Origin of the sequence: Mycobacterium sp. GA-1199 (assembly GCF_001500045.1) — a bacterium.
Taxonomy (GTDB): Bacteria; Actinomycetota; Actinomycetes; order Mycobacteriales; family Mycobacteriaceae; genus Mycobacterium.
Genome location: NZ_LQIX01000014.1, coordinates 83,772 through 106,367, shown reverse-complemented (window position 1 = coordinate 106,367; position 22,596 = coordinate 83,772). Strand labels below are relative to the sequence as shown.

The following is a 22,596-nucleotide window of genomic DNA, read 5'->3' as shown; positions in this document are numbered from 1 at the left end:
CCCGGCAGAAGCGCTCGACGAACTACTCTCGAATCCGTCCAAACCACCCGCTATTGCATCGATCGCTTGAAACCGCCGGCGAAAAGTGCGACACAGCTTCAGTTTCGACGCAGGGCGCGCGACACCGACTGCATCAGAGCAGGTAGCGGTACGCCGGCGAGTCGGGTTCGAGCGCCTCGACGTGGATGTCCGATGCGCGCATGCGCTCGAGCAGGCCCTCGAAGTCGGTTGCCGAACCCAGCTCGATTCCGACCAGCGCCTCGCCGGTCTCACGGTTGTTGCGCTTGACGTACTCGAACAAGGTGATGTCGTCGTTCGGTCCCAGTATCTGGTCGAGGAACCGGCGCAGCGCGCCCGGTTCCTGCGGGAAGTCCACCAGAAAATAGTGCTTGAGGCCGAGATGCACCAGCGAACGCTCCAGTACCTCGCCATAGCGCGACACGTCGTTGTTGCCACCCGAAATCACGCACACCACAGTGGATCCCGGTGCGATGTCGGCCTCCATCAACGCGGCCACCGACAGCGCCCCCGCCGGCTCGGCGATGATGCCCTCGTTCTGGTACAGATCGAGCATCGCGGTGCACACGGCGCCCTCGTCGACGGTCGTCATCGACACCATGTCACCGGCGGCCGCCAGCACCTCGTACGGCAGCCGTCCCGCCCGGTTCACCGCCGCACCGTCGACGAACTGGTCGACGTCTTCGATGGTCACCGGCTCACCCGCCGCCAGCGCCGCGATCATCGCGGGCGCCCCTGCCGGCTCGGCGCCCAACACGGAGGTGCCGCCCGTCCGCTCGACCAGATACGTGGTGATGCCCGCGATGCATCCGCCGCCGCCGACCGGAACGACGACGAGGTCGGGCTCGGTGTTGAGTTGGTCGAGGATCTCCGCGGCGATCGTGCCCTGTCCGGCAATCGTGCGCAGATCGTCATACGGGTGAACCAGCGTCGCACCGGTGCGGGCGACGTCGTCGAGCGCGGCGGCCGCGGCGTCGTCGTAGGTTCTGCCGCCGACGATCAACTGGATGAACTCGCGGCCGTGGTACCGGATGCGGTCGCGCTTCTGCTTGGGCGTCTTGCCCGGCACATAGACCCGGCCGCGGACCCCCATCGAGCGGCACGCCATCGCGAAGCCCTGCGCGTGGTTGCCCGCCGACGAACACACGACGCCCGCGGCCAACTCGTCGGGGGACAACTGCATCAGCAGGTTGTGCGCGCCCCGCAGCTTGTAGGACCGCACGGGCTGCAGATCCTCGCGCTTCAGATATATTGCCGCGCCGGTGGCGTCCGAGAGCCTCTCGCTGAGCTCCAGCGGGCTGCGCAGTACGACGTCCGCAATTCGCTGAGCGGCCTCGTCGATATCCGTCGCACGAAGCGGCGACGTCCTCGGGCTTTGGCTCAGTTCAGCGGACACCGGTCAATGGTGCCACCAACCAGCGGTTTTCAAGAAATCGGGCTCAGCACGAACACCGGGATCTGGCGGTCGGTCTTCTTCTGGTACTCGGCGTAATCGGGCCATGCCGCCACGGCCCGCTCCCACCAGAGGGCCTTCTCCTCGCCGGTGACCTCGCGCGCGTCATATTCCCTGGTCACGGCCCCGTCCTGCAGTTCCACCCGCGGATGAGCCTTGATGTTGTGGTACCAGACCGGATGCTTGGGGGCGCCGCCCAACGAGGCCACGACCGCGTACTGACCGTCGTGTTCCACCCGCATCAACGGAGTCTTGCGGATCTTGCCCGTCTTTGCGCCGACGGTCGTCAGAAGGATGAGGGGTTTACCTTTCATGTCCACCCCCTCGGTGGTTCCGGACTCCGTGATGCGGTCGGCGTGTTCCCTCACCCAGTCCCACGGGCTGGGTTCGTACTCTCCGGGAAGTGGCATCTCATCAGCTTAGACGCGCTTGAGATCCGTCGACCGGATCCCGTGTTTCGGGTAGCCGAAAAATCGGTTACGAGTTATCGTGGACGTCATGACCACGGCAGGTAACTTCCGCACCGCTGCCGCACGCGCGACGTGCGACGTGTCGGTGGCGGGCGTGCCGTGGCCGGCGTACAAGCTGATCGCCCTCGTACTGGGCGCGGTCGTGGCGCTGGTGATCGGGATCGCAACCGGCACGGCGGCCACGGCGGTACTCGCGGGCGCCGCGGTGGGGACCGTCACCTGGGTGGCGTTCAGCGCGCTCTGCTCGGCGCGCCTCTAGTCCTCGATCAGCCTCTTCAGCGTCGCCAGGTCGGCGGCCACCGCTTCGCTATCGGCATCGAACTCCTCGTCGGTCATTCCCGGCCGCCGGCGCACGCTGAACACCACCTCGCTGCGCGCCTCGTCGGCGTCGGTCGGCACACTCCAGGGCTGCACCCGCATCGGGTTGTAGACCGCTTCCCCGGTGGGCAGCCGCACGATATGGTCGAGCACACCGAGGCCGTTGCGCGGCGAGAACTCGACGGTCACCTCCCCCATCGGTGAGTCGGCCACCCAGCCGCTCGGAGTCTGGCGGAGCCCGCCCTGCGCCAGACCGGCCGCCCAACGCGGCCACGTCTGCGGATCCGCGGCGAACTGGTAGACGGTCTCGGGTGGCGCGGCGATCCAGATGCTGACGTGTCGTGACTCCATCCGACCATCCTGGCGCATCAGAATGACGTGATGGAATCACCGCCGGAACAGCACCGCGCGCCGGCCTGGCTGCGGCGCGGCGATCCGGAGAGCACGCTGCCCGTGCTGATCGCGGTGGTGGCCGTCATGGGGTTGCAGCTCGCGATCCCCAAGGGCTACACGCTGGTCCCCCGCTGGCCGCTGGTGGTGTTGGAGGGACTCCTGCTGCTGGCGCTGCTGGCGATCAACCCGCGCGTCATGTCCCGGCGCACGCGGTTCGGCCGGTACACCACATGGGTTCTGCTGGCGGCGATCACCCTCGACAACACGCTCTCGGCGGTCGTGCTGGCGGTCGGCATTCTCAGCGGCGACGAAAGCAACGACGCGGCGGTGCTACTCGGCAGCGGCGCCTCGATCATCGTCACGAACGTAATCGTGTTCGGCATCTGGTACTGGGAGCTGGACCGGGGTGGGCCGTTCGCGCGGCACGCGGGAGAGCGGCCGTATCCCGATTTCCTGTTCCCGCAGATGACGACGCCGCATGTCGCCGAACCGGATTGGCGGCCGACCTTCGTCGATTACCTCTATGTCAGCGTGACGAACGTGATGGCGTTCTCCCCGACCGACACCATGCCGCTCGCCCGGTGGGCCAAGATGATGATGACGGTGCAGGCGATCGTCGCACTCGGCACCGCCGGGCTCGTCATTGCGCGGGCGGTGAATGTGCTGAACTGACGTCAGCCGCCCAGGCAGCCGGGCCCCAGCAGGGCCTTGAGGTCGCCCATCAGAGCCGACGACGGCGTGACACGCAGCGAGGTGTCCAGTTCCAGCGTGGTGATCCGCTCCCCGCTGATCAACCGCAGATGCACCTGCGACGTGCCGGGATGGCGGGCCAGCACCTGCTTGAGCGCGGTCACCTTGTCCACGGTGCACTGTCGGGTCGGCAGGCTCACCGCCAACGGGCGATCCAGTTGCGCGTTCGAAAAGTCGGGCACCACAAGGTCATTGGCGATCAACGAGATCCGATCGTCGCGGATCGCCACCTTCGCGCCGACGAGCACGACGGCGTCGTCGGCGATCTCGGCGCCGAACGTCGAGTAGGTCTGCGGGAAGAACAGCACCTCGATGCCGCCGGTCAGATCCTCCAATTGCGCAGAGGCCCACGGCAGCCCGTTCTTGTTGACCCTGCGGTTGACCGAGGCCAGGATGCCGCCGACACGCACCTGCGTGTCGTTGGGCAGGTCGCCGTCGAGAATGGCCGGGATCGCGGTGTCGACCTGGGCGGCCAGCAGGTGGGCGATGCCGTTGAGCGGATGACCGGACACGTAGAGGCCCAGCATCTCGCGTTCGAGCGCGAGTTTGTGCTTGTCCTCCCACTCCTCGTCGGGCACCTTGATGGTGAACACCGCGTCGGTGGCCGTGTCGGCGCCGCCGAACAGGTCGAACTGCCCCATCGCCTCGGCCTTCTTGGTGCCCAGAACTGAGTCGACGGCGTCGGTGTGAATCAGGAACAACCCCTTGCGCGGGTGCCCCAGCGAGTCGAACGCACCAGCCTTGATCAGCGACTCCGTGACCTTCTTGTTGCACGGGCCGATCTCGATCTTGTTGAGGTAGTCGGAGAAGTCGATGAACTTCCCCTTCTCGGTGCGCGTGTTGATCACCGAGGCAACCACATTGGCGCCGACGTTGCGCACTGCGCCCAGCCCGTAGCGGATGTCCTCGCCGACGGAGGCGAAATTCAGGTGCGACTCGTTGACGTCGGGCGGCAGCACCGTGATGCCGAGCCTGCGGCAGTCGGCCAGGTATACGGCGGCCTTGTCCTTGTCGTCACCGACCGACGTCAGCAACCCGGCCATGTACTCGGCCGGATAGTTGGCCTTGAGGTAGGCCGTCCAGTACGAGACGAGGCCGTACCCGGCGGCGTGCGACTTGTTGAACGCGTAGTCGGCGAACGGCAGCACGGTGTCCCACAGCGCCTTGATGGCGGCGGCGGAGAAGCCGTTGGTCTTCATGCCCTCGGAGAAGCCCTCGAACTCCTTTTCCAGAACTTCGCGCTTCTTCTTGCCCATGGCTTTTCGCAGAATGTCGGCTCGGGCCAGCGAGTACCCGGCAACCTTCTGCGCGATCCGCATGATCTGCTCTTGGTAGACGATCAGGCCGTAGGTCTCGGCGAGGATCTCGCGCAGCGGCTCTTCGAGTTCCGCGTGGATCGGCTTGATCGCCTGGCGGCCGTTCTTGCGGTCGGCGTAGTCGTTGTGGGCGTTCATGCCCATCGGGCCGGGGCGGTAGAGCGCGATCACCGCGACGACGTCCTCGAACCCCGTCGGCTGCATGCGCCGCAGCAGGTCGCGCATCGGCCCGCCGTCGAGCTGGAACACCCCCAGCGTGTCGCCGCGGCCCAACAGCTCGTAGGTCGCCTTGTCGTCGAGTGGAACGGATTCGAGGTCGAGCTCGATCCCGCGGTTGGCCCTGATGTTGTCCAGCGCGTCACCGATGATCGTCAGGTTGCGCAGCCCCAGGAAGTCCATCTTCAACAGGCCGATGGCCTCGCACGACGGGTAGTCCCAGCCGGTGATGATCGCGCCGTCCTGGGGCCGCTTCCACAGCGGGATCGCGTCGACGAGCGGCTCGGAGCTCATGATCACCGCGCAGGCGTGCACTCCGGCGTTGCGGACCAGGCCCTCGAGCCCGCGTGCGGTCTCGTAGATGGTGCGGACGTCGGGGTCGGTGTCGATCAGCCCCCGCACCTCGGCGGCTTCCTTGTACCGCTCGTGGTTGGGGTCGGTGATGCCCGACAGCGGGATGTCCTTGGCCATGATCGGCGGAGGCAACGCCTTGGTGATCCGGTCGGCGATCGCGAAGCCGGGCTGGCCGTAGTGTACGCGCGCCGAGTCCTTCAGCGCCGCTTTGGTTTTGATGGTGCCGAAGGTGATCACCTGGGCCACCCGGTCGCTGCCCCACTTGTTGGCGGCGTACCGCAGCATCTCACCACGGCGGCGGTCGTCGAAGTCGATGTCGATGTCGGGCATCGAGACCCGCTCGGGGTTGAGGAACCGCTCGAACAGCAGCCCGTACGGGATCGGGTCGATGTTGGTGATGCCCAGCGCGTACGCGACCAGCGACCCGGCGGCCGACCCGCGGCCGGGGCCGACCCGGATGTCGACCGAACGCGCGTAGTTGATCAGGTCGGCCACGATCAGGAAGTAGGACGGGTAGCCCTTGTCGCAGATGACCTTGATCTCGTAGTCGGCGCGATCGGTGTACTCCTGCGGTACGTCAGCGGAGGGGAAACGACGCTCGAGCCCGGCGCGGACCTCGTGGCGCAGCCAGGACTCCTGGGTGTGGCCCTCGGGCACGGGGAAGACCGGCATCCGGTCGCGCACCGTCCACACGTCCTCGTACGACGACACACGTTCGGCGATCAGCAGCGTCGAGTCGCACGCTCCGGGCACCTGGTCGTCCCACAGTGCCCGCATCTCGGCGGCCGTCTTGAGGAAGTAGCCGTCACCGTCGAACTTGAACCGGTTCGGGTCCGACAGCGTCTTGCCGGTCTGGATGCACAGCAGCGCCTCGTGATTCTGGGCGGCGTCGCGGGTGACGTAGTGGCAGTCGTTGGTGGCCAGCGGCGGGATGCCGAGCTTGCGCCCGATGTCGAGCAACCCCTCGCGCACACGGCGTTCGATGTCGAGGCCGTGATCCATCAGCTCGAGGAAGAAGTTGTCCGGTCCGAAGATGTCCCGCCACTTGGCGGCCGCGGCCACGGCCTCGTCATGGTGGCCGAGCCGCAGCCGGGTCTGCACCTCGCCCGACGGACAGCCCGTGGTGGCGATGATGCCTTCGGCGTGCTCGGCGATCAGCTCGGCGTCCATGCGCGACCACTTGCCGAGTTGCCCCTCGAACGAGGCGAGCGAGGACAACTTGAACAGGTTGCGCAACCCGGTGGCATTTTCGGCCACCATCGTCATATGGGTGTAGGACCCGCTGCCGGAAACGTCGTCGCCCTTCTGGCCCGGATCGCCCCACAGGATCCGCTTGGTGTCGAACCGCGAACCCGGCGCGATGTAGGCCTCGACACCGATGATCGGCTTGATCCCGGCGTCGGTGGCGGCGTTGTAGAACTCGCTGGCGCCGAACATGTTTCCGTGATCGGTCATCCCGATCGCGGGCATCTCCAGACGTTGCGCCTCGGCGAGCATCGGCTTGACCTTCGCGGCACCGTCCAGCATCGAGTACTCGGTGTGGTTATGCAGGTGCACGAACGACCGCGAATCCGAAGGGCTCATAGGAGGGCCAGTCTATGACCGCCTTCCGACAGTTCCCGGCGTGTCGGAAATGCGTGTCTTCGAGCCGCGGACAGAATTCCGGCTTCTCGCTAGACCGCGAGGCGCTTCGATGACTGGAGCAAGCCGCGGCGCAACAGTCTGTTCAGATGCTTGGCAACTGCAATTGCCGGTTCGGCATCCAGGTGTAGAAGTCGGCGACCACGGGGTGCCCCGCGAGCGCGGGCCAAGAGCCGGCTCCGCCCCGCCCGCCACGAGCAAACTTAAAGACATTGCTAGTTCAAGGTGAACCGGCAGTTTCGCAAAGTTGCCGATCGGCCCGCGACCGGCCGATGGTGTCGACGCTGAAAACCAGCAGCGCCATCCAGATCAACGTGAAGCCCACCCAGCGGGCCGGCGGCATCGGCTCCCGGCCGACGAACACGCCCCACGTCAGCTGCATCACCGGTGTCAGATAGAAAAGCAGGCCCATCGTCACCAGCGGCAACCGCTGCGCGGCCGCGGCGAACAGCAACAGCGGCACCGCCGTCAGGACGCCCGACAGCACCATCAGCGCGACGTGGTCACCGCCGTGGTCGGTGAACGTTGCGTGCCCGGTGGTCTGCAGCACGACGATGTACGCCGCCGCGAACGGCGTGGCGATACCGGCCTCCACCCCGACGCTGACCCGCGGGTCAGTCGTCACGACTTTCTTCACCGCGCTGTAGAGGCCGAACGACAACGCCAGACCCAGACCGATGTAGGGCGGTGCGTCCACTTCCACCGTCAGTACCACCACGCCGGTCGCCGCGACGGCCAAGGCCACGAACTGCGCGCGGTTGAGCCGATCCCGGAACACGATCAGCCCCAGCCCGACGACCACCAACGGGTTGATGAAGTAGCCGAGCGCCGCGTCCACCACGTGCCCGTTGTTGACGGCATAGACGTAGATCCCCCAGTTGATCGAGATCAACGCCGATGCGGCGGCCAGCAGCAGCCATGTGCGGCCGGTGATTCGCTTGAGGTCGCCGAGCCTGCGCACAACCGCGACCACGACGATCATCAGCAGGAAGTTCCACACGATGCGGTGCGCGAGCACCTCGAGGGCCGACGCGGGGTTCAGCAGCGGGAAGAACGCGGGAAACGTTCCCCAGCACACGTATGCGCCGACCCCGAACAGCAAACCGGGTCTGTGAGTGTCGCTCACAGTTCGTTGTTGCGCAGTGTGTCGAGGGCGTGTTGCAGATCGGCCGGATAGGGACTGGTGATCTCGACACGGCGCCCGTCGGCGGGATGCGCGAAGGCCAGCGATCGTGCGTGCAGCCACTGCCGTTCCAGCTTGAGCCGCTTGGCCAACGTGGGATCGGCGCCGTAGGTGAGATCACCGACGCACGGATGGTGCAGCGCGGCGAAATGCACCCGGATCTGGTGTGTACGACCGGTTTCGAGCTCGATGTCGAGCAGGCTGGCGGCGCGGTGCGCTTCGAGGGTGTCGTAGTGGGTGACGCTGTGCCTGCCGTTCTCGGTGACCGCGAACTTCCAGTCGTGTCCGCGGTGACGGCCGATCGGTGCGTCAATGGTGCCGCTCGACGGATCAGGATGTCCTTGCACCAGCGCGTGATAACGCTTCTCGACGGTGCGCTGTTTGAACGCACGCTTGAGCACCGTGTACGCGCGTTCCGAGAGGGCGACGACCATGACCCCCGAGGTGCCGACGTCGAGGCGGTGCACGATGCCCTGGCGCTCATGGATCCCCGAGGTGCTGATCCGGAAGCCCGCCGCGGCCAGGCCGCCCAGCACCGTCGGACCCGACCAGCCGACGGTCGCGTGCGCGGCGACCCCCGGCGGCTTGTCCACGGCCACCATGTCTTCGTCGGAGTACAGGATCGCCATCCCGTCGATCTCGACGGGCGTGTTCTCCACCGGCGCAGCCGCTTCGGGCAACCGCACGTCCAGCCAGGCGCCCGCGGTCAGTTTGTCCGATTTGCCCGCGGGCGCGCCGTCGATCTCGACACCGCCCCCTTCGGCCAGCGCCGCAGCTGCCGTGCGCGACAGTCCGAGCAGCCGAGCGAGGCCCGCGTCGACCCGCATGCCCGCCAGCCCCTCCGGGACCGGAAGCGACCGATCGGCCATCTATTCGTCCTCGGCGGCTTTCCGCCGCCCGACGGAGTCGTAGTCGAACCCGAACAGCGACAGCCCCACCAACAGGATCGCCCCGCCGACGACGCACGGATCGGCCACGTTGAAGACCGGCCACCACCCGATCGACAGGAAATCCACGACGTGGCCCTGCAGCGGGCCGGGCGAGCGGAAGAACCGGTCGATGAGGTTGCCGAGTGCGCCGCCGAGGATCATGCCCAACCCGACCGCCCACCACGGTGACACGAGCCGTCGACCCATCCACACGATCCCGATCACCACGCAGGTTGCGATCAACGTGAGCACCCACGTGTAGCCGGTGGCCATCGAGAACGCCGCACCCGAGTTGCGCACCAGAGTCCAGGTCACCGTGTCGCCGATGATGGAGACGGGCTGGCCCGGGGTGAGGAGTTTGACCGCGAGGACCTTGGTGACGATGTCGGCGACCAGCACCACGCCCGCAATGCCTAGCAGCAGGCCCAGCCGTCGCTTCGGCGGCACCGCCTCTCGGGTCGTCTCGTCGGCCACTTCCGGGTCGTCACTCACCGGACCATCATCCCAAAACGTTGGATGCGGAAGAATCTCGACCATGGGTCGCCTTGTCGTCGTCACCACTGGCGGCACGATCGCCAGCGGCACGGGCAAGGACGGCGTCAAGCGTCCGGCCCGCAGCGGGACCGAACTGACCTCGGGACTCCAGGCCGATCTCGACGTCGATGTGATCGACCTGATGGCGGTTGACAGCTCTCAACTGACTCCTGCCGGCTGGGATCGCATCGGGGCGGCGGTCGCGGCGGCAGCCGATGCCTATGGCGTCGTCGTCACACACGGCACCGACACGATGGAGGAGACGTCGCTGTGGCTCGAACTGACCTACCGCGGGACTGCACCAGTGGTGCTAACCGGCGGCCAGCGCAGCGCCGATGCTCCGGACGCCGACGGCTCAACAAACCTTCAAGATGCACTGACGGTCGCAAGCAGCCCCGCAGCTCAAGGCCTCGGAGTGATGGTCAGCCTCGCGGGCACGGTCTGGCAGCCGTTGGGCTTGCAGAAAGTGGCGACGGAGGATCTGCGGGGCTTCGCGGGCCCGGTGATCGGCGCCGTTTCGCGAGACGAGTTCGCCCGCCAAGCGCCGAAGGAGCGGCCGTTCTTCGGTTCGCTGGCGGCGGCCGCCGCGCCGAGGGTGGACATCGTCGCCGCCTATCCGGGCGCAGACGCGGTGGCGATGGAGGCGTGCGCCGCCGCGGGCGCACGCGGAATCGTTCTGGAGGCGGTGGGGTCGGGTAATGCCGGCCCGGCGGTGATCGACGGTGTACGCCGGCTCTGTGGCGCCGGTGTCGCTGTCGCGGTCACCACGCGCGTGCCGGGAGCACGGGTGAGCCCCGTGTACGGCCCGGGCCACGACCTGGTTGCTGCGGGCGCGATGCCGGTGCGGCGGTTGCGTTCGCCACAGGCGCGGGTGCTGCTGATGGCGGCGCTCGCGAGCGGTGTTCGCGTCGACGAAGCCGTCGACCGATGGGGTTGACGCGCATGGCACCGTGGATCCGTGCACTTCGAGAACATGGTTCGCCGAGGCGCCACGCTGATCGCCGTTCTGGCCCTGGCCCTGGCCGCCGGCGCAGTGGCCCGTGCCCAAGCGCCGCCGGGTGCGGACGCGGTCGACGACTACCCCGTCGCCGATGGCTTCTACCGACCCGGCCCACCGCCCAACTACCACGTGTTCTTCACGACACGCGACGGGCTGTCCTGCGGCATCGGCCCCAACGGCGGACCCATCGGCTGCGACGGTGTTCCGATGGATGCCCCGCCCGGAACAAACCAGACGTTCTTGACCAGCGGCGGCCCGGCCGAGTATCGCCACTCCCCCACACCGACGTTCACCCGCGAGGGCGTCGATGTCCTGCCTTCGGGGTACCGGCTCGAAAACTGGGGCGCGAGTTGCGGTGTCGGACATCAGGGCACCGTGACCTGTACCACGTACGGCGGTCACGGCTTCACGATCTCGAGCGTCTACGGGGTGCTCTGGTAACGCGCCAGTCCGGCGATGTAGTCCGGCCAGTCGAGGGAATCGACGGGGTTCGCGCGCTCGATACCGGGCGTGTCGACCGGGAACGTGCGGGCCTGGCCGGGTCCGCTGGTTCTCGTCTCAAAGCGGACCGTCATCACCCCGTGCCCGGCGCCCTGAATCCACCCGTGTCCGAAATCCGGATGGGTGACGTCGTCGCCGATGCGCCAAGCGGGTGCGGTCGCGGCGAGATCCGAAACGGTCGGCGGCGCCCCGGTGTGCGTCACGTCCTCGTCGTACGCCATCAGCTCCAAGTCCGGGAACAACGACTCCTGTCGAACATCGGAGAGCCCCGAAAAGCCAACGCCCAGAAGGCGAATCGGACCGACCTCGACGGGGTCCAGCAGCAGCCGGCGCGCGGTGGCGATCAAGGTGGCCGCATCGGCGGTGGCATAGGGCAGGGTCGCCGATCGGGTGAGGGTACTCATATCGGACTTCTTCAGCTTCACGGTGACGGTGCGCGCACCGCGGCCGTCCTTCTCCAAGCGCCGGTGGGCGTGCTCACCGATCGGGCCCATCGCTTCGCGAAGCTGGTCGAGGGTGGTCAGGTCCTCGGGGAAGGTGGACTCCGCGCTGATCTGTTTGGCGGGCGCGTTCTCGGCCACCGGCCGGTCGTCGATACCGCGGGCGAGGCGGTGCAGCGCCGGGCCCACGGTGCCGCCGAGGATGTCGGCGGCTTCGGCCTCACTCAGCGCGGCGAACGCGCCGATGGTCTCGATGCCGAGCCTGTGCAGCTTCTCCCCGGCGACGGGTCCGATCCCCCACAGCCGCCGCACCGGCAGGCCGTCGAGCAACGCCCGTTCCTCGTCGCGGCGCACCACCCGCATACCGTCGGGTTTCGCCAGCCCCGATGCGATCTTGGCGAGCTGCTTACCCGAACCCGCCCCGATCGACGCGATGAGCCCGGTCTCGGCGAGCACCCGGGCACGCAGCGTCCGACAGAAGTCCTCGACGTCGGCCGCCGACGCGCCGGCGAGTTCGGCGGGCTCGCCGAAAGCCTCGTCGTACGAGAGCTGCTCGAGAACCGGCACCATCGCGCGCACCGTCTCGAACACCCGGCGGCTGGCCACGCCGTAGACGACTCCGCGCGGCGGAAGAACCACCGCCGCGGCGCCGACCAGCCTGCGGGCCTGGTGCATGGGCATCGCCGACTTGGCGCCGTACACCCGCGACTCGTAGCTCGCTCCGGCCACCACACCGCGCCCGCCGAGCCCACCGACCAGCACCGGGCGTCCCCGCAGCGTCGGACGGGTCAGCTGCTCGACGGACGCGAAGAAGGCGTCCATGTCGAGGTGCAGAACCCAGCGCGCGTCCATTGCTGCAGATGCTAAGGCGCTAACCTGACCCACATGGCACACCCGGGCGCCGAACCCCTCGATGTCGTCATCTCCGACGACTCGATCCGGTTGGGTCAGTTCCTCAAACTGGCCGGGCTCATCGACTCGGGCGCCGACGCGAAGTCGGTGATCGCCGACGGGCTGGTCACCGTCAACGGCGAAGTCGAGCACCGACGGGGCAGGCAGCTACGCCGCGCCGATGTCGTGGTGTTCGCCGGCCGCGGCGCCCGCGTCGCGGATGGTTAGCGGTCGACCTTCGCGATCGCGACCTTCACACCGTCGCCGATCTCGCTGCCGTCCGCCGGCTCGCCGAAATCGAATGTCGTGGCGAGGATTTCGCGCGCGATCAGGTCGCGGTGCGTGCGCGCCCAGGCCTCCCGTTCCTGCGGAACCGAGATCACGACGCTGATGCGGTCGGATACGTCCAGACCGGTCGACTTGCGCAGATCCTGCAGTTCGCGGATGCGGTCTTTCGCCCAGCCCTCGGCCTGCAACTCCTCGGTGATCGTACCGTCGAGCACCACCAACCCGGCCCCGTCGGACAGCGCAGCGGTGTACTCCGGATCGGCGGCGACCAGCCGCGAACTGTACTCGTCGGGCTGCAACACGGCCGGTCCGGCGGTCAGCGTGCCGTCGGCGTTGACGACGGCCTCTCCCGCCTTGACCGCCTTGATGGCCGCCTGTACGTCCTTGCCCAGCCGCGGACCCGCGACCCGAGCGTTGACCGTGAGCTCGAACCGGCCGTAGGTGTCGATGTCATCGGTGAGCTCGACGGCCTTGACGTTGAGCTCGTCGGCGATCAGGTCGCTGAACGGCTCGAGTCGCTGCGGGTTGTCAACGGCGACAGTGAGTTTCGGCAACGGCAGCCGCACCCGCAGCTTCTTGGCCTTGCGCAGCGACGACGCCGCCGATGCCACCTCCCGCACCAGATCCATCGTCGCGACCAACTCGGGGTCGGTGGGCAGCAGGTTCTCCTCGGGCCAGTCGGTCAGGTGCACCGACCGCTCACCGGTCACGCCCCGCCAGATGACCTCGGTGATCAACGGCAACAGCGGTGCGGCCAACCGGGCGGTCACCTCCAGCACGGTGTGCAGGGTGTCGATCGCGTCCCGATCCTCGTCCCAGAACCGGGAACGAGACCGTCGCACATACCAATTCGTCAGCGCCTCGGTGAACTGCCGCAGCTCGTCACACGCCCCGGAGATGTCACAGACATCCAGCGACGCGGTGAGGTCGTCGCGCAGCACAGCGAGCTTGGCAAGGATGTAGCGGTCCAGCACGTGCGTGGAGTCGGTGCGCCACGTGCCCTTCTTCGGCGCGTACAGCGCCAGGAAGGTGTAGGCGTTCCACAGCGGCAGCAGCACCTGCCGGACGCCTTCGCGGATGCCCTGTTCGGTGACGATCAGGTTGCCACCCCGCAGGATCGGCGAGGCCATCAGGAACCACCGCATGGCATCGGAACCGTCGCGGTCGAACACCTCGGTCACATCCGGGTAGTTGCGCAGCGACTTGCTCATCTTCTGGCCGTCGTTGCCGAGCACGATCCCGTGCGCCACACAGGTTTTGAATGCCGGTTTGTCGAACAGCGCGGTGGCCAGGATGTGCAGCGTGTAGAACCAGCCGCGGGTCTGCCCGATGTACTCGACGATGAAATCACCCGGGAAGTGCCCGACGACCTGCTCCTCGGGGTCGTCGGAATCGGTCCCGGCGAACCAGTCCTGATTCTCGAACGGGTAGTGCACCTGCGCGTACGGCATGGAACCGGAGTCGAACCAGACGTCGAAGACGTCTTCGATGCGGCGCATCGTCGAGCGGCCCGTCGGATCGTCGGGATTGGGCCGGGTCAGCTTGTCGATGTAGGGCCGGTGCAGATCGGTGGGCCGCACCCCGAAGTCACGCTCGAGCTCGTCGAGGCTGCCGTAGACGTCGATGCGCGGATACGCCGGATCGTCGGACCTCCACACCGGAATCGGCGTGCCCCAGTACCGATTTCGCGATATCGACCAGTCCCGGGCACCGGCCAGCCATTTGCCGAACTGACCGTCCTTGACGTGTTCGGGGTACCAGGTGATCTCCTGGTTGAGCTCCACCATGCGGTCGCGGAATTCGGTGACTTTGATGAACCACGACGACACGGCACGGTAAATCAGGGGATTGCGGCACCGCCAACAGTGTGGGTAGGAGTGCTCGTAGGTCTCGTGGCGCAACAGCACCGCACCGTGCGGGGCCGCCGGCCCGGTCTGGTTCTTCAGGTCGCGGATGATCTGCGGGTTGGCGTCGAAGACGTGCTGTCCGGCGTAGTCGGGGACGGTGGCGTCGAACCGCCCCTTGGAATCGACCGGTGTGACGGCCTCGATGCCTGCGGCCTGCGCGGTGAGCATGTCGTCTTCGCCGTAGGCGGGCGACATGTGCACGATTCCGGTGCCGTCATCGGTGCTGACGAAGTCGGCGGGCAGCACGCGGAACGATCGGGGCGCATCGGCGAAATAGGCAAACGGCGGCAGGTAGCGGGTCTCGAGCAGCTCGCGCCCGGAGAAGGTGGCCAGGACCTCCGGCTCTTCGCCCAGTTCCCGCGCATACCCGCCGACCCGGGCCTCGGCCAACACGAAGCTGCGCCCGTCGGGCGCCTTCACCTGCACGTAGGTGACGTCGGGGTGGACCGCGACCGCCTGGTTGGACGGCAGAGTCCATGGCGTCGTCGTCCAGATCAGCAGATACGCGCCTGCCAGATCCCCCTCGGCGACCCGGAAGCCCACGGTGATCGCGGGGTCCTGGCGGCTTTGGTAGACGTCGTCGTCCATGCGCAGTTCGTGGCTGGACAACGGTGTCTCGTCGTTCCAGCAGTACGGCAGCACACGATTGCCCTCGTAGGCAAGGCCCTTGTCCCACAACTGTTTGAAGGCCCAGATCACCGACTCCATGAACTCGGGTTCAAGGGTCTTGTAGTCGTTGTCGAAGTCCACCCAGCGGGCCTGCCGGGTCACGTAGGCACGCCATTCGTCGGTGTACTTGAGCACCGAGGCCCGGCAGGCGTCGTTGAACTTCTCGATGCCCATCTCTTCGATCTGCGCCTTGTCGGTGATGCCGAGTTGGCGCTGGACCTCGAGTTCGGCGGGCAGCCCATGGGTGTCCCAGCCGAAGCGGCGCTCCACTTTGTAGCCGCACATGGTGCGATACCGGGGGACGATGTCCTTGACGTAGCCGGTGAGCAGGTGCCCGTAGTGCGGCAACCCGTTGGCGAACGGTGGGCCGTCGTAGAAGACGTACTCCGGGGCGTCGTCGCGGCGGGCGATGCTGGCGCGGAAGGTGTCGTCGCGGTCCCAGTATTCGAGGACCTCGGCTTCCAGCGCGGGGAATTTGGGCGCCCCGGCCGCCGGCTTCGGGTAGGCGGTCATAGCTCCTGTGCCTCGTTCGGCTTCCGGGTTCGGAAGCCTCAGGTGTTCGTCCAAGGCACGGGGACGACGTCGCGCTGGTGCGCGAGTGCCGCGGTACCACCCCGCTTGCGCACCCCTACCTCACGAGGTGCGCCGCTCGCTTAGGGCGTTGACGGGCCCACCCGTTCGGTTCTACTGGGCTCATGCACCCTCGAAGAAGGAGGCGCCGAACTGTTCTTCCGAAGGCTCCCCGGTGATGGCCGGATCCAAGCCGTTGATGCCGATCTTACCGAGTCAGTTCGGGGGCAGCGCGTCCGATGTCATCTCGACGAGGGCGAGCGGGAACTGCTCGGACAACTCCTCGACGGTGTACTGCTCGAAGCGGCTGGTGTCGTACCACCAGTCGACCCGCACCTCACCAGCGGCGCGGTAGACCCGCACCTCCAACGCGTGGCCGAGGCCGGGCGGCGTCTCTTGCACCGGCACGGTGTCCGACGGCAAGTCGCCGATGTAGTTGAAGTACACCTCTGGCGAAGCGGCCACCTCGCGCTCCGAAGCGGCGGCCAGCGTCTGGTGCACGGAGGCCAGCACCTCGGTGGCGCTCGCGTGCTGCCCCGTCACACACACCAGCGGTACGGCATCGAGTAGAGACCCGCGCTCGCTGGCGATGTCGACACGGACAAGGCCCTCGCCGAGTGTGCGGGCGATGGCCCTGCTCAGCGCTGCGAGCAGGATCTCGTCAGCCGGCAGCCCGAGCCATTCGGCGGCCCCGTCGAGCTCGGCCGTCAGCTCCTCGCTCGCGGGGGTCGAAACCTTCACCATGCCGGCGGAGGCGCCGGCGTCCGCAGCGTCGTAATCCGTGCTGCGGACCGTTGCCGTAGCAAACTCGCCGAGTGGGCGCAGAACCTCGGTCGGCGAAGCCAGGTAGGGAGCAACCATGCGACCAAAGATAGTCCAGGTGTCCCAGAAATGGGAGACACCTCCCAAAACTGTGACGCCAGTGTCAATTAAGGCAAACTCCTCCAGTTTGCGGACCGCACTGCCCAAACCCGGGACGTTGGTTTAGAGTGGACAAGTGCCTCGGACAGACGAGAACGGCAGACAACTCAAGGCGCTGCTCGACTACCTGCTCGACGGGGATATCGAGGCCAAGGACATCTACGACGCGCTGGGCACGTCCAGCAGCACGTACTACCGTCGGATCAAAGAGCCGGACTATCCAGACGCCGAGGAGTTGCGGCGCGTCGCCGACCGATTCGGTTTGAACTATCCCGACCTGCAGATCAGATTCGGCCTGATGACCAGGCAAGAAGTGCTCAGTTACGTCGAATACCTCGAACGCACGGGCGGTTCGGGTCAGACGGCCGTGCGAGAGACCACCAAGGCGCGCACCCGGGTTCCTCGACTCTCCGAACTGCGACCGCGGAGTGACGCTCCGCCCCTTTAGCCGTAGACTTTGCGCCAGTACTGCAGCAGCTCCGAAGGCAACCTCTATGGCTTTGGCGACCCTGATCGCGATCACGCTTTGCTGTATCGCGTGGAGCCTGTGGATTCGCCGGGTCACCTGGTCCTCGCGGTGGGAGGTCGCCGCCACCCTCAACATCGCCCTGCAGGGCATGGCCGTGCTGTTGATGTCCCCCTGGGCCTCGGAAACGCTCGGGGTCGCGCTGCACGCGCTGACCGGCAAATGGAACCTCGAGGACTTCATCGGCCACGACTGCTACATCGTCGCCGCATCGGCCGTCGTCTACAACGCCCTCGGGCGCCTGCAGGACGACCACTCGCTCCAGAGGTCGTTCAAGCAGTACGTCGAGATTCCGGCCACGCTGTGCATCCCGCTGCTGCTGGTCACGTTCTCCCTCGGTAACGGTGCGCGCATCTTCAAGCGGGACTTCTTCCAGGTGCCCACCGATTTCTGGCTGAACACCTACTGGCTGATCCTGTGCGGCATCCTGATCTACCTCCTCGGGTACGGCAGCCGAGCTCTGTTGGTGCTGCGCAGGGATCCGCGCTCGCGCAAGATCGCCAACGTCTACCTGATCTCGTCTGCCGCCGGTATCGCCGCGTGCATCGTGCGCCTGCTGACGGCTTACATCCCCGCGCTGCAACAGCACGACGGCGGCGCAACCCTGGTCTGGGTGTTCGCGTGTATGTGCGGCGCCGGTTTCGCGCTGACCTCCGCGGAGTCCTGGCGGCAGAAGACGAAGTGGTTCAGCAGCGCGTCCCAGTGACTCAGCCCGCGATCGAGCGCTACAACGCGACCGGCCGCGACACGCTGTAGAACGGCGCGCCCAGATCGGGCACCGTCTGATAGCCGCGCCTGCGCGCCCGCGCCGCGTCGCGCCGGATCAACACGCCCAGCCCGGCGAACGTCGCCTGATCGAGCACCATCCGCGTGAGCAGCCGGTTGTGCACGAAGCCGAACGCCAACCCGCTGCTCGGATCGGCCCACCCGACCGAACCGGCCAGCCCGGCGTGGCCGAATCCGGGCATCACGCCGGGCGGCAGCGGGAGCGAGTGGTAGCCCAGATTGAAGCTCAACGGCACGAAGATGTTGCGGTCGGGCCAGTAGCTCGCGCGGCCGGTCAGCGCCGCGACCCGCTCCTCGGACAGGAACTGTTTGCCCTCGATGCGGCCGCCGTTGGCTATTGCGCCGTACATCTTGGCCAGGCTCCTGGCGGTGGCGACACCGTTGGCGGCGGGGATCTCGGAGTCCAGGAACGGGGTGTCGCCCTGGACCACGGACTTCATGCCGGGGAAATACATCGAACCGAACATCCCCGACACACCGAGCGCCGCGACGCGCGGCGCGACGAAGTTGAAGACGGGGTTGGCGAGGGCGCCCTGCGGGGCGAGGATCTGTGCGGCACGCGTCGGCGCGTCGGCCGGCGGGCGGCCCAGGTGCAACCCGTCGGTGTCGAGCGGCTCGGCCAGCTCCTCACGGATCAGGTCGCGCATGCCCTTCCCGGTGACCGCTCGGCCCAACCCGGACATCAGCCAGCCGTAGGTCAGCGCGTGGTAAGCCTGGTGGCCGAACAGCAGCTTGTTGACCGGCGCGGCCGCGACGCGCTCCTCCATCACCCGATGGTCGAGCAGCTGCGCCTTGGTGCATCCGTTGAGGTGCGACAGCCCGGCCCGGTGCTGCATCAGCTCGCGCACCGTGATCGCGGCCTTGCCTTTCGCGCCGAACTCCGGCCAGTACTCGGCCACCGGCGTGTCGTAGTCGATCAGCCCGCGATCGGCGAGTCGGTGGATGACCGTCGACGCCATGCCCTTGGTGACCGAGAAAACCATCGCACCGGTGTCAGCGTTCCAGTACTGCGTGCCGCGGCGGTCCGAATAGCCGGTCCACACGTCGACGACGGGCTGACCGTGCAGGTAGATCGACAGGGCGCCGCCACCGTAGCGAGGGCCGGGGAACAGGCGGGAGAAACCACGCACGGTGCAGGCGAAGTTGGAATCGGCAGCGCCCTGGACACCGTGCGGGAGCGCGGCGCTGCGCTCCCGTTTGTTGACACCCGTCACAATTTATTTAATTTACTCGTAAGCCCGGCAAATAAACCTGCCGTTACCTATTCGTTAGGTTCGCGCATGTCAGAGGCGTCGAGCAGGTGTTGCGCAGCAAGCGCGGGGGTTAACTCCCCGTCCCGCACCTGACGTTCGATCTCGGCGCGCACGCGCTTCACGTTCGGGCTGGACAACACCCGGTCGAGCACCGCGTCCCGCACCATCGACCAGGTCCACTCGACTTGCTGAGCGCGGCGTCGGCTCTCGAACTCCCCCGCCTCGGTGAGCACGTCGCGGTGTTTGAGCACGGTCGTCCACAGCTCCTCGAGGCCCGTGCCCTCCAGCGCGCTCATCGTGAGAACCGGTGGGCGCCAGAGAGTTTCGCGGGGATAGATGAGCCGGATGGCGCCGGAGAGCTCGCGGGCTGCCCGTTTGGCCTCGATCGCGTGCTCACCGTCGGCCTTGTTCACCACGACGATGTCGGCGAGCTCGAGAACACCCTTCTTGATGCCCTGCAGCTGATCGCCGGTGCGCGCGAGCGTCAGGAACACGAACGTGTCGACCATGTTGGCGACCGTCACCTCGGACTGTCCCACGCCGACCGTCTCGACCAGGACCACGTCAAAACCGGCCGCCTCCAACAACACGATCGTTTCGCGGGTCGCCTTGGCGACGCCGCCGAGTGTGCCCGAGGTGGGCGATGGGCGGATGTAGGCGTCGGGGTGCACCGCCAGCTGTGCCATGCGGGTCTTGTCGCCCAGGATCGAGCCCCGAGTCCTGGTCGAGGACGGGTCGACGGCCAGCACCGCGACGCGGTGTCCTTGGTTGATCAGGTACATGCCGAGCGCCTCGATCGTCGTCGACTTGCCGACGCCGGGCACCCCGGTGATCCCCACGTGTAGCGAGCTGCCCGCGTGCGGGGTCAGCTTCAGCAGCAGTTCCTGGGCCTGCTCGCGATGGTCGACACGCGTCGACTCCACCAGCGTGATGGCTCTGGCCAGAGCGGCGCGGTCGCCGTCCGCCACGGCGGCCGCAAGGTCGGCGGTCGGATCGGCCATCTAGTCGAGGCGGTAGCCCAGCCGCTCGGCGAGCTTGTGCAGGAGGCCGACCGCCGCGTCGGCGATCACCGTGCCGGGCGGGAAGATCGCGGTGGCCCCTGCCGCGTAGAGCTCGCCGAAGTCGCCGGGCGGGATGACCCCGCCGACCACGATCATGATGTCGGGCCGACCGACCTCGGCGAGCGCTTCGCGTAGCGCGGGCACCAAGGTCAGGTGCCCGGCGGCGAGCGACGAGACACCGACCACGTGCACGTCGTTGTCGGCGGCCTGCCGCGCGACCTCCTCGGGGGTGGAGAACAGTGAGCCGACGTCGACGTCGAAGCCGATGTCGGCGAAGGCGGTCGCGATCACCTTCTGCCCGCGGTCGTGGCCGTCCTGGCCCATCTTGGCGATGAGGATGCGCGGTTGGCGACCGTCGGCTTCGGCGAACTTCTGCACGAGGTCGGTGGCTTGCGTGATGTTGCTGACCCCTTTACCCCCCATCTCATCTCGGTAGACGCCGGCGATCGTACGGATCTCGGCGACGTGGCGCCCGTAGACCCGCTCGAGCGCATCGGAGATCTCGCCGACGGTCGCCTTGGCCCGCGCGGCGTTGATTGCCAGGGCCAGCAGGTTGTTGCCGAGCCCATCGGAGCCCGCCGGCTCGCGGGTGCCGGCCGCCCGGCTCAGCTCGGCCAGCGCGGCGTCCACCTCGGCCTGGTCGCGATCGGCCCGCAACTGCTGCAGTTTGGCGAGCTGCTCGGCGCGCACGCGGCTGTTCTCGACCTTGAGGACCTCGACCTCGTGATCCTCGTCGACCTGGTACTTGTTCACGCCGATCACCGTCTGCTGGCCGGAGTCGATGCGCGCCTGCGTGCGCGCGGCGGCCTCCTCGATGCGCAGTTTCGGGATGCCGTCGGAGATCGCCTGGGCCATCCCGCCGTGCTCGACGACCTCGCCGATGTGCATCCGCGCCGCGGTGGCCAGCTGGTGGGTCAGCCATTCGACGTAATACGAGCCGCCCCACGGGTCGATCGGGCGCGTGGTGCCCGACTCCTGTTGCAGCACCAATTGGGTGTTGCGCGCGATGCGTGCCGAGAAGTCCGTCGGCAACGCCAGCGCTTCGTCGAGGGCGTTGGTGTGCAACGACTGGGTGTGCCCCTGCGTGGCGGCCATCGCCTCGATGCAGGTGCGCGCGACGTTGTTGAACGGGTCCTGGGCGGTCAACGACCACCCCGACGTCTGCGAATGTGTGCGCAGCGACAGCGATTTGGGATTCTTCGGGTTGAACTCGGCGACCAGCTCGCTCCACAGCAGCCGGCCCGCCCGCAGCTTGGCGACCTCCATGAAGAAGTTCATGCCGATGCCCCAGAAGAAGGACAGCCGCGGCGCGAACTTGTCGACGTCGAGCCCGGCGTCCAGACCCGCCTTGATGTACTCGACACCGTCGGCCAGGGTGTATGCCAGCTCGAGATCGGCTGTGGCACCGGCCTCCTGGATGTGGTAGCCCGAGATCGAGATCGAGTTGAACTTCGGCATCTTGACGCTGGTGTAACCGAAGATGTCTGAGATGATCCGCATCGACGCCTGCGGCGGGTAGATGTAGGTGTTGCGGACCATGAACTCTTTGAGGATGTCGTTCTGGATGGTCCCAGCCAACTTCTCCGGCGGCACGCCCTGCTCTTCCGCGGCGACCACGTACAGCGCGAGGATCGGCAGAACGGCGCCGTTCATCGTCATCGACACCGACACCGTCGACAGGTCGATGCCGTCGAACAGCTGGCGCATGTCGAGGATGGAATCGATTGCCACGCCTGCCATTCCGACGTCACCCTGAACGCGTGGATGGTCGGAGTCGTAACCGCGGTGCGTGGCCAGGTCGAACGCCACCGAGAGGCCCTTCTGACCCGCGGCGAGGTTGCGCCGGTAGAACGCGTTGGACTCCGCGGCGGTGGAGAAACCCGCGTATTGCCGGATGGTCCACGGCTGGTTGACGTACATCGTGGGGTACGGGCCCCGTACGAACGGCGGTTCACCCGGGAAGGTGTCGAGCGGATAGCCGGCGGCCACGGCGGCGTCGCGGTCGGCGCCGATGTAGACGGGCTTGACGTCGATGCCCTCCGGCGTCACCCAGTCCACCTGATCGGCGCCGTAGCCGTGCGTCGCGGCCGCCGCTTCCACATGTGCGGTGACCTTGGCTTCGGTCGGCGCTTCGGCACGCTTCTCGCCGTGCAGCGGGACGTCGGCGAAGCTCCCGATGGTCTTTCCGATCCCGGCTGTGGCAGTCAT

General features: G+C 67.2%; 20 protein-coding genes. 7 read left to right on the top strand and 13 right to left on the bottom strand.

The window, feature by feature from the left end; translation table 11 throughout:
• Nucleotides 1–133: 133 nt before the first annotated feature.
• Together ilvA and AU198_RS12360 are read right to left on the bottom strand one after the other, a co-directional pair.
• Nucleotides 134–1,414, bottom strand: coding sequence for a threonine ammonia-lyase IlvA (gene ilvA, locus AU198_RS12365; RefSeq protein WP_064348421.1), 1,281 nt, complete (start codon nt 1,412–1,414; stop codon nt 134–136).
• A gap of 29 nt (nt 1,415–1,443) precedes the next feature.
• On the bottom strand, nt 1,444–1,881 hold the full coding sequence (locus AU198_RS12360) for a nitroreductase family deazaflavin-dependent oxidoreductase (protein ID WP_064348420.1): 438 nt from the start codon (nt 1,879–1,881) through the stop codon (nt 1,444–1,446).
• An 88-nt stretch (nt 1,882–1,969) separates the two neighbouring features.
• On the opposite strand from AU198_RS12360, the gene AU198_RS12355 reads away from it, so the two are divergent.
• Nucleotides 1,970–2,200: a hypothetical protein gene (locus AU198_RS12355; RefSeq protein WP_064348437.1), complete on the top strand. Its 231-nt coding sequence runs from the start codon at nt 1,970–1,972 to the stop codon at nt 2,198–2,200.
• Here AU198_RS12355 and AU198_RS12350 read toward each other — a convergent pair.
• Entirely contained in the window at nt 2,197–2,610 is a 414-nt protein-coding gene (locus AU198_RS12350) for an SRPBCC family protein (protein ID WP_064348419.1), read from the bottom strand. The two genes, AU198_RS12355 and AU198_RS12350, sit on opposite strands and share 4 nt — an antisense overlap.
• A 30-nt stretch (nt 2,611–2,640) precedes the next feature.
• Here AU198_RS12350 and AU198_RS12345 point away from each other — a divergent pair, with 30 nt between their 5' ends.
• A complete protein-coding gene (locus AU198_RS12345; protein WP_156431579.1) occupies nt 2,641–3,324 on the top strand; it encodes a hypothetical protein in 684 nt (227 codons plus the stop codon).
• A 2-nt stretch (nt 3,325–3,326) separates the two neighbouring features.
• On the opposite strand, the gene dnaE is transcribed toward AU198_RS12345, so the two are convergent.
• The 4 genes from dnaE to lspA all read right to left on the bottom strand — a co-directional run bounded on the left by dnaE (nt 3,327) and on the right by lspA (nt 9,578).
• Nucleotides 3,327–6,872, bottom strand: coding sequence for a DNA polymerase III subunit alpha (dnaE, locus tag AU198_RS12340; RefSeq protein ID WP_064348417.1), 3,546 nt, complete (start codon nt 6,870–6,872; stop codon nt 3,327–3,329).
• A gap of 277 nt (nt 6,873–7,149) precedes the next feature.
• Nucleotides 7,150–8,055 (bottom strand): EamA family transporter RarD, encoded by a 906-nt coding sequence (gene rarD, locus AU198_RS12335; RefSeq protein ID WP_064348416.1) that lies wholly within the window; start codon nt 8,053–8,055, stop codon nt 7,150–7,152.
• A complete protein-coding gene (locus AU198_RS12330; protein ID WP_064348415.1) occupies nt 8,052–8,981 on the bottom strand; it encodes an RluA family pseudouridine synthase in 930 nt (309 codons plus the stop codon). The genes rarD and AU198_RS12330 overlap by 4 nt, the downstream gene beginning before the upstream one ends.
• Complete coding sequence (gene lspA / locus AU198_RS12325; protein WP_502689285.1) at nt 8,982–9,578, bottom strand: signal peptidase II; 597 nt, start codon at nt 9,576–9,578, stop codon at nt 8,982–8,984.
• On the opposite strand from lspA, the gene AU198_RS12320 reads away from it, so the two are divergent.
• Together AU198_RS12320 and AU198_RS12315 are read left to right on the top strand one after the other, a co-directional pair.
• Nucleotides 9,577–10,512: an asparaginase gene (locus AU198_RS12320; protein ID WP_064348414.1), complete on the top strand. Its 936-nt coding sequence runs from the start codon at nt 9,577–9,579 to the stop codon at nt 10,510–10,512. The genes lspA and AU198_RS12320 overlap by 2 nt on opposite strands.
• 36 nt (nt 10,513–10,548) lie before the next feature.
• Nucleotides 10,549–11,016, top strand: a complete 468-nt coding sequence (locus tag AU198_RS12315; protein ID WP_064348435.1) for a hypothetical protein — start codon at nt 10,549–10,551, stop codon at nt 11,014–11,016.
• Here the strand turns inward: AU198_RS12315 and AU198_RS12310 are convergent.
• Nucleotides 10,998–12,368, bottom strand: a complete 1,371-nt coding sequence (locus AU198_RS12310) for a DNA polymerase IV (protein WP_064348413.1) — start codon at nt 12,366–12,368, stop codon at nt 10,998–11,000. The genes AU198_RS12315 and AU198_RS12310 overlap by 19 nt on opposite strands.
• Before the next feature lie 33 nt (nt 12,369–12,401).
• On the opposite strand from AU198_RS12310, the gene AU198_RS12305 reads away from it, so the two are divergent.
• Entirely contained in the window at nt 12,402–12,635 is a 234-nt protein-coding gene (locus tag AU198_RS12305) for an RNA-binding S4 domain-containing protein (protein WP_064348412.1), read from the top strand.
• Here the strand turns inward: AU198_RS12305 and ileS are convergent.
• Together ileS and AU198_RS12295 are read right to left on the bottom strand one after the other, a co-directional pair.
• Nucleotides 12,632–15,784, bottom strand: a complete 3,153-nt coding sequence (ileS, locus tag AU198_RS12300; protein WP_064348411.1) for an isoleucine--tRNA ligase — start codon at nt 15,782–15,784, stop codon at nt 12,632–12,634. The genes AU198_RS12305 and ileS overlap by 4 nt on opposite strands.
• A gap of 273 nt (nt 15,785–16,057) precedes the next feature.
• Nucleotides 16,058–16,702: a hypothetical protein gene (locus AU198_RS12295; RefSeq protein ID WP_064348410.1), complete on the bottom strand. Its 645-nt coding sequence runs from the start codon at nt 16,700–16,702 to the stop codon at nt 16,058–16,060.
• 136 nt (nt 16,703–16,838) lie between these two features.
• On the opposite strand from AU198_RS12295, the gene AU198_RS12290 reads away from it, so the two are divergent.
• Nucleotides 16,839–17,210 carry a hypothetical protein gene (locus tag AU198_RS12290; protein ID WP_064348409.1) on the top strand — a complete coding sequence of 124 codons (372 nt, stop codon included), beginning with the start codon at nt 16,839–16,841 and terminating at the stop codon, nt 17,208–17,210.
• 46 nt (nt 17,211–17,256) lie between these two features.
• Nucleotides 17,257–17,994: a hypothetical protein gene (locus AU198_RS12285; RefSeq protein ID WP_064348408.1), complete on the top strand. Its 738-nt coding sequence runs from the start codon at nt 17,257–17,259 to the stop codon at nt 17,992–17,994.
• 19 nt (nt 17,995–18,013) lie between these two features.
• On the opposite strand, the gene lipL is transcribed toward AU198_RS12285, so the two are convergent.
• From lipL to scpA, 3 genes are read right to left on the bottom strand one after another with little or no spacing between them, the layout of a single operon-like run.
• Nucleotides 18,014–19,288, bottom strand: a complete 1,275-nt coding sequence (gene lipL, locus AU198_RS12280; protein WP_064348407.1) for an esterase/beta-lactamase LipL — start codon at nt 19,286–19,288, stop codon at nt 18,014–18,016.
• Nucleotides 19,289–19,335: 47 nt separating this feature from the next.
• A complete protein-coding gene (meaB, locus tag AU198_RS12275) occupies nt 19,336–20,328 on the bottom strand; it encodes a methylmalonyl Co-A mutase-associated GTPase MeaB (RefSeq protein WP_064348406.1) in 993 nt (330 codons plus the stop codon).
• On the bottom strand, nt 20,329–22,596 hold the full coding sequence (gene scpA, locus AU198_RS12270) for a methylmalonyl-CoA mutase (RefSeq protein ID WP_064348405.1): 2,268 nt from the start codon (nt 22,594–22,596) through the stop codon (nt 20,329–20,331).

Excerpts from the sequence above, each read along its gene's own strand:
- AU198_RS12360 (WP_064348420.1), bottom strand. The coding sequence starts at position 1,881 with ATGCCACTTCCCGGAGAGTACGAACCCAGCCCGTGGGACTGGGTGAGG.
- AU198_RS12355 (WP_064348437.1), top strand. The coding sequence starts at position 1,970 with ATGACCACGGCAGGTAACTTCCGCACCGCTGCCGCACGCGCGACGTGC.
- AU198_RS12350 (WP_064348419.1), bottom strand. The coding sequence starts at position 2,610 with ATGGAGTCACGACACGTCAGCATCTGGATCGCCGCGCCACCCGAGACC.
- AU198_RS12345 (WP_156431579.1), top strand. The coding sequence starts at position 2,641 with ATGGAATCACCGCCGGAACAGCACCGCGCGCCGGCCTGGCTGCGGCGC.
- dnaE (WP_064348417.1), bottom strand. The coding sequence starts at position 6,872 with ATGAGCCCTTCGGATTCGCGGTCGTTCGTGCACCTGCATAACCACACC.
- AU198_RS12330 (WP_064348415.1), bottom strand. The coding sequence starts at position 8,981 with ATGGCCGATCGGTCGCTTCCGGTCCCGGAGGGGCTGGCGGGCATGCGG.
- AU198_RS12320 (WP_064348414.1), top strand. The coding sequence starts at position 9,577 with ATGGGTCGCCTTGTCGTCGTCACCACTGGCGGCACGATCGCCAGCGGC.
- lspA (WP_502689285.1), bottom strand. The coding sequence starts at position 9,578 with ATGGTCGAGATTCTTCCGCATCCAACGTTTTGGGATGATGGTCCGGTG.
- AU198_RS12315 (WP_064348435.1), top strand. The coding sequence starts at position 10,549 with ATGGTTCGCCGAGGCGCCACGCTGATCGCCGTTCTGGCCCTGGCCCTG.
- AU198_RS12310 (WP_064348413.1), bottom strand. The coding sequence starts at position 12,368 with ATGGACGCGCGCTGGGTTCTGCACCTCGACATGGACGCCTTCTTCGCG.
- AU198_RS12305 (WP_064348412.1), top strand. The coding sequence starts at position 12,402 with ATGGCACACCCGGGCGCCGAACCCCTCGATGTCGTCATCTCCGACGAC.
- ileS (WP_064348411.1), bottom strand. The coding sequence starts at position 15,784 with ATGACCGCCTACCCGAAGCCGGCGGCCGGGGCGCCCAAATTCCCCGCG.
- AU198_RS12295 (WP_064348410.1), bottom strand. The coding sequence starts at position 16,702 with ATGGTTGCTCCCTACCTGGCTTCGCCGACCGAGGTTCTGCGCCCACTC.
- AU198_RS12285 (WP_064348408.1), top strand. The coding sequence starts at position 17,257 with ATGGCTTTGGCGACCCTGATCGCGATCACGCTTTGCTGTATCGCGTGG.
- meaB (WP_064348406.1), bottom strand. The coding sequence starts at position 20,328 with ATGGCCGATCCGACCGCCGACCTTGCGGCCGCCGTGGCGGACGGCGAC.
- scpA (WP_064348405.1), bottom strand. The coding sequence starts at position 22,596 with ATGACTGCCACAGCCGGGATCGGAAAGACCATCGGGAGCTTCGCCGAC.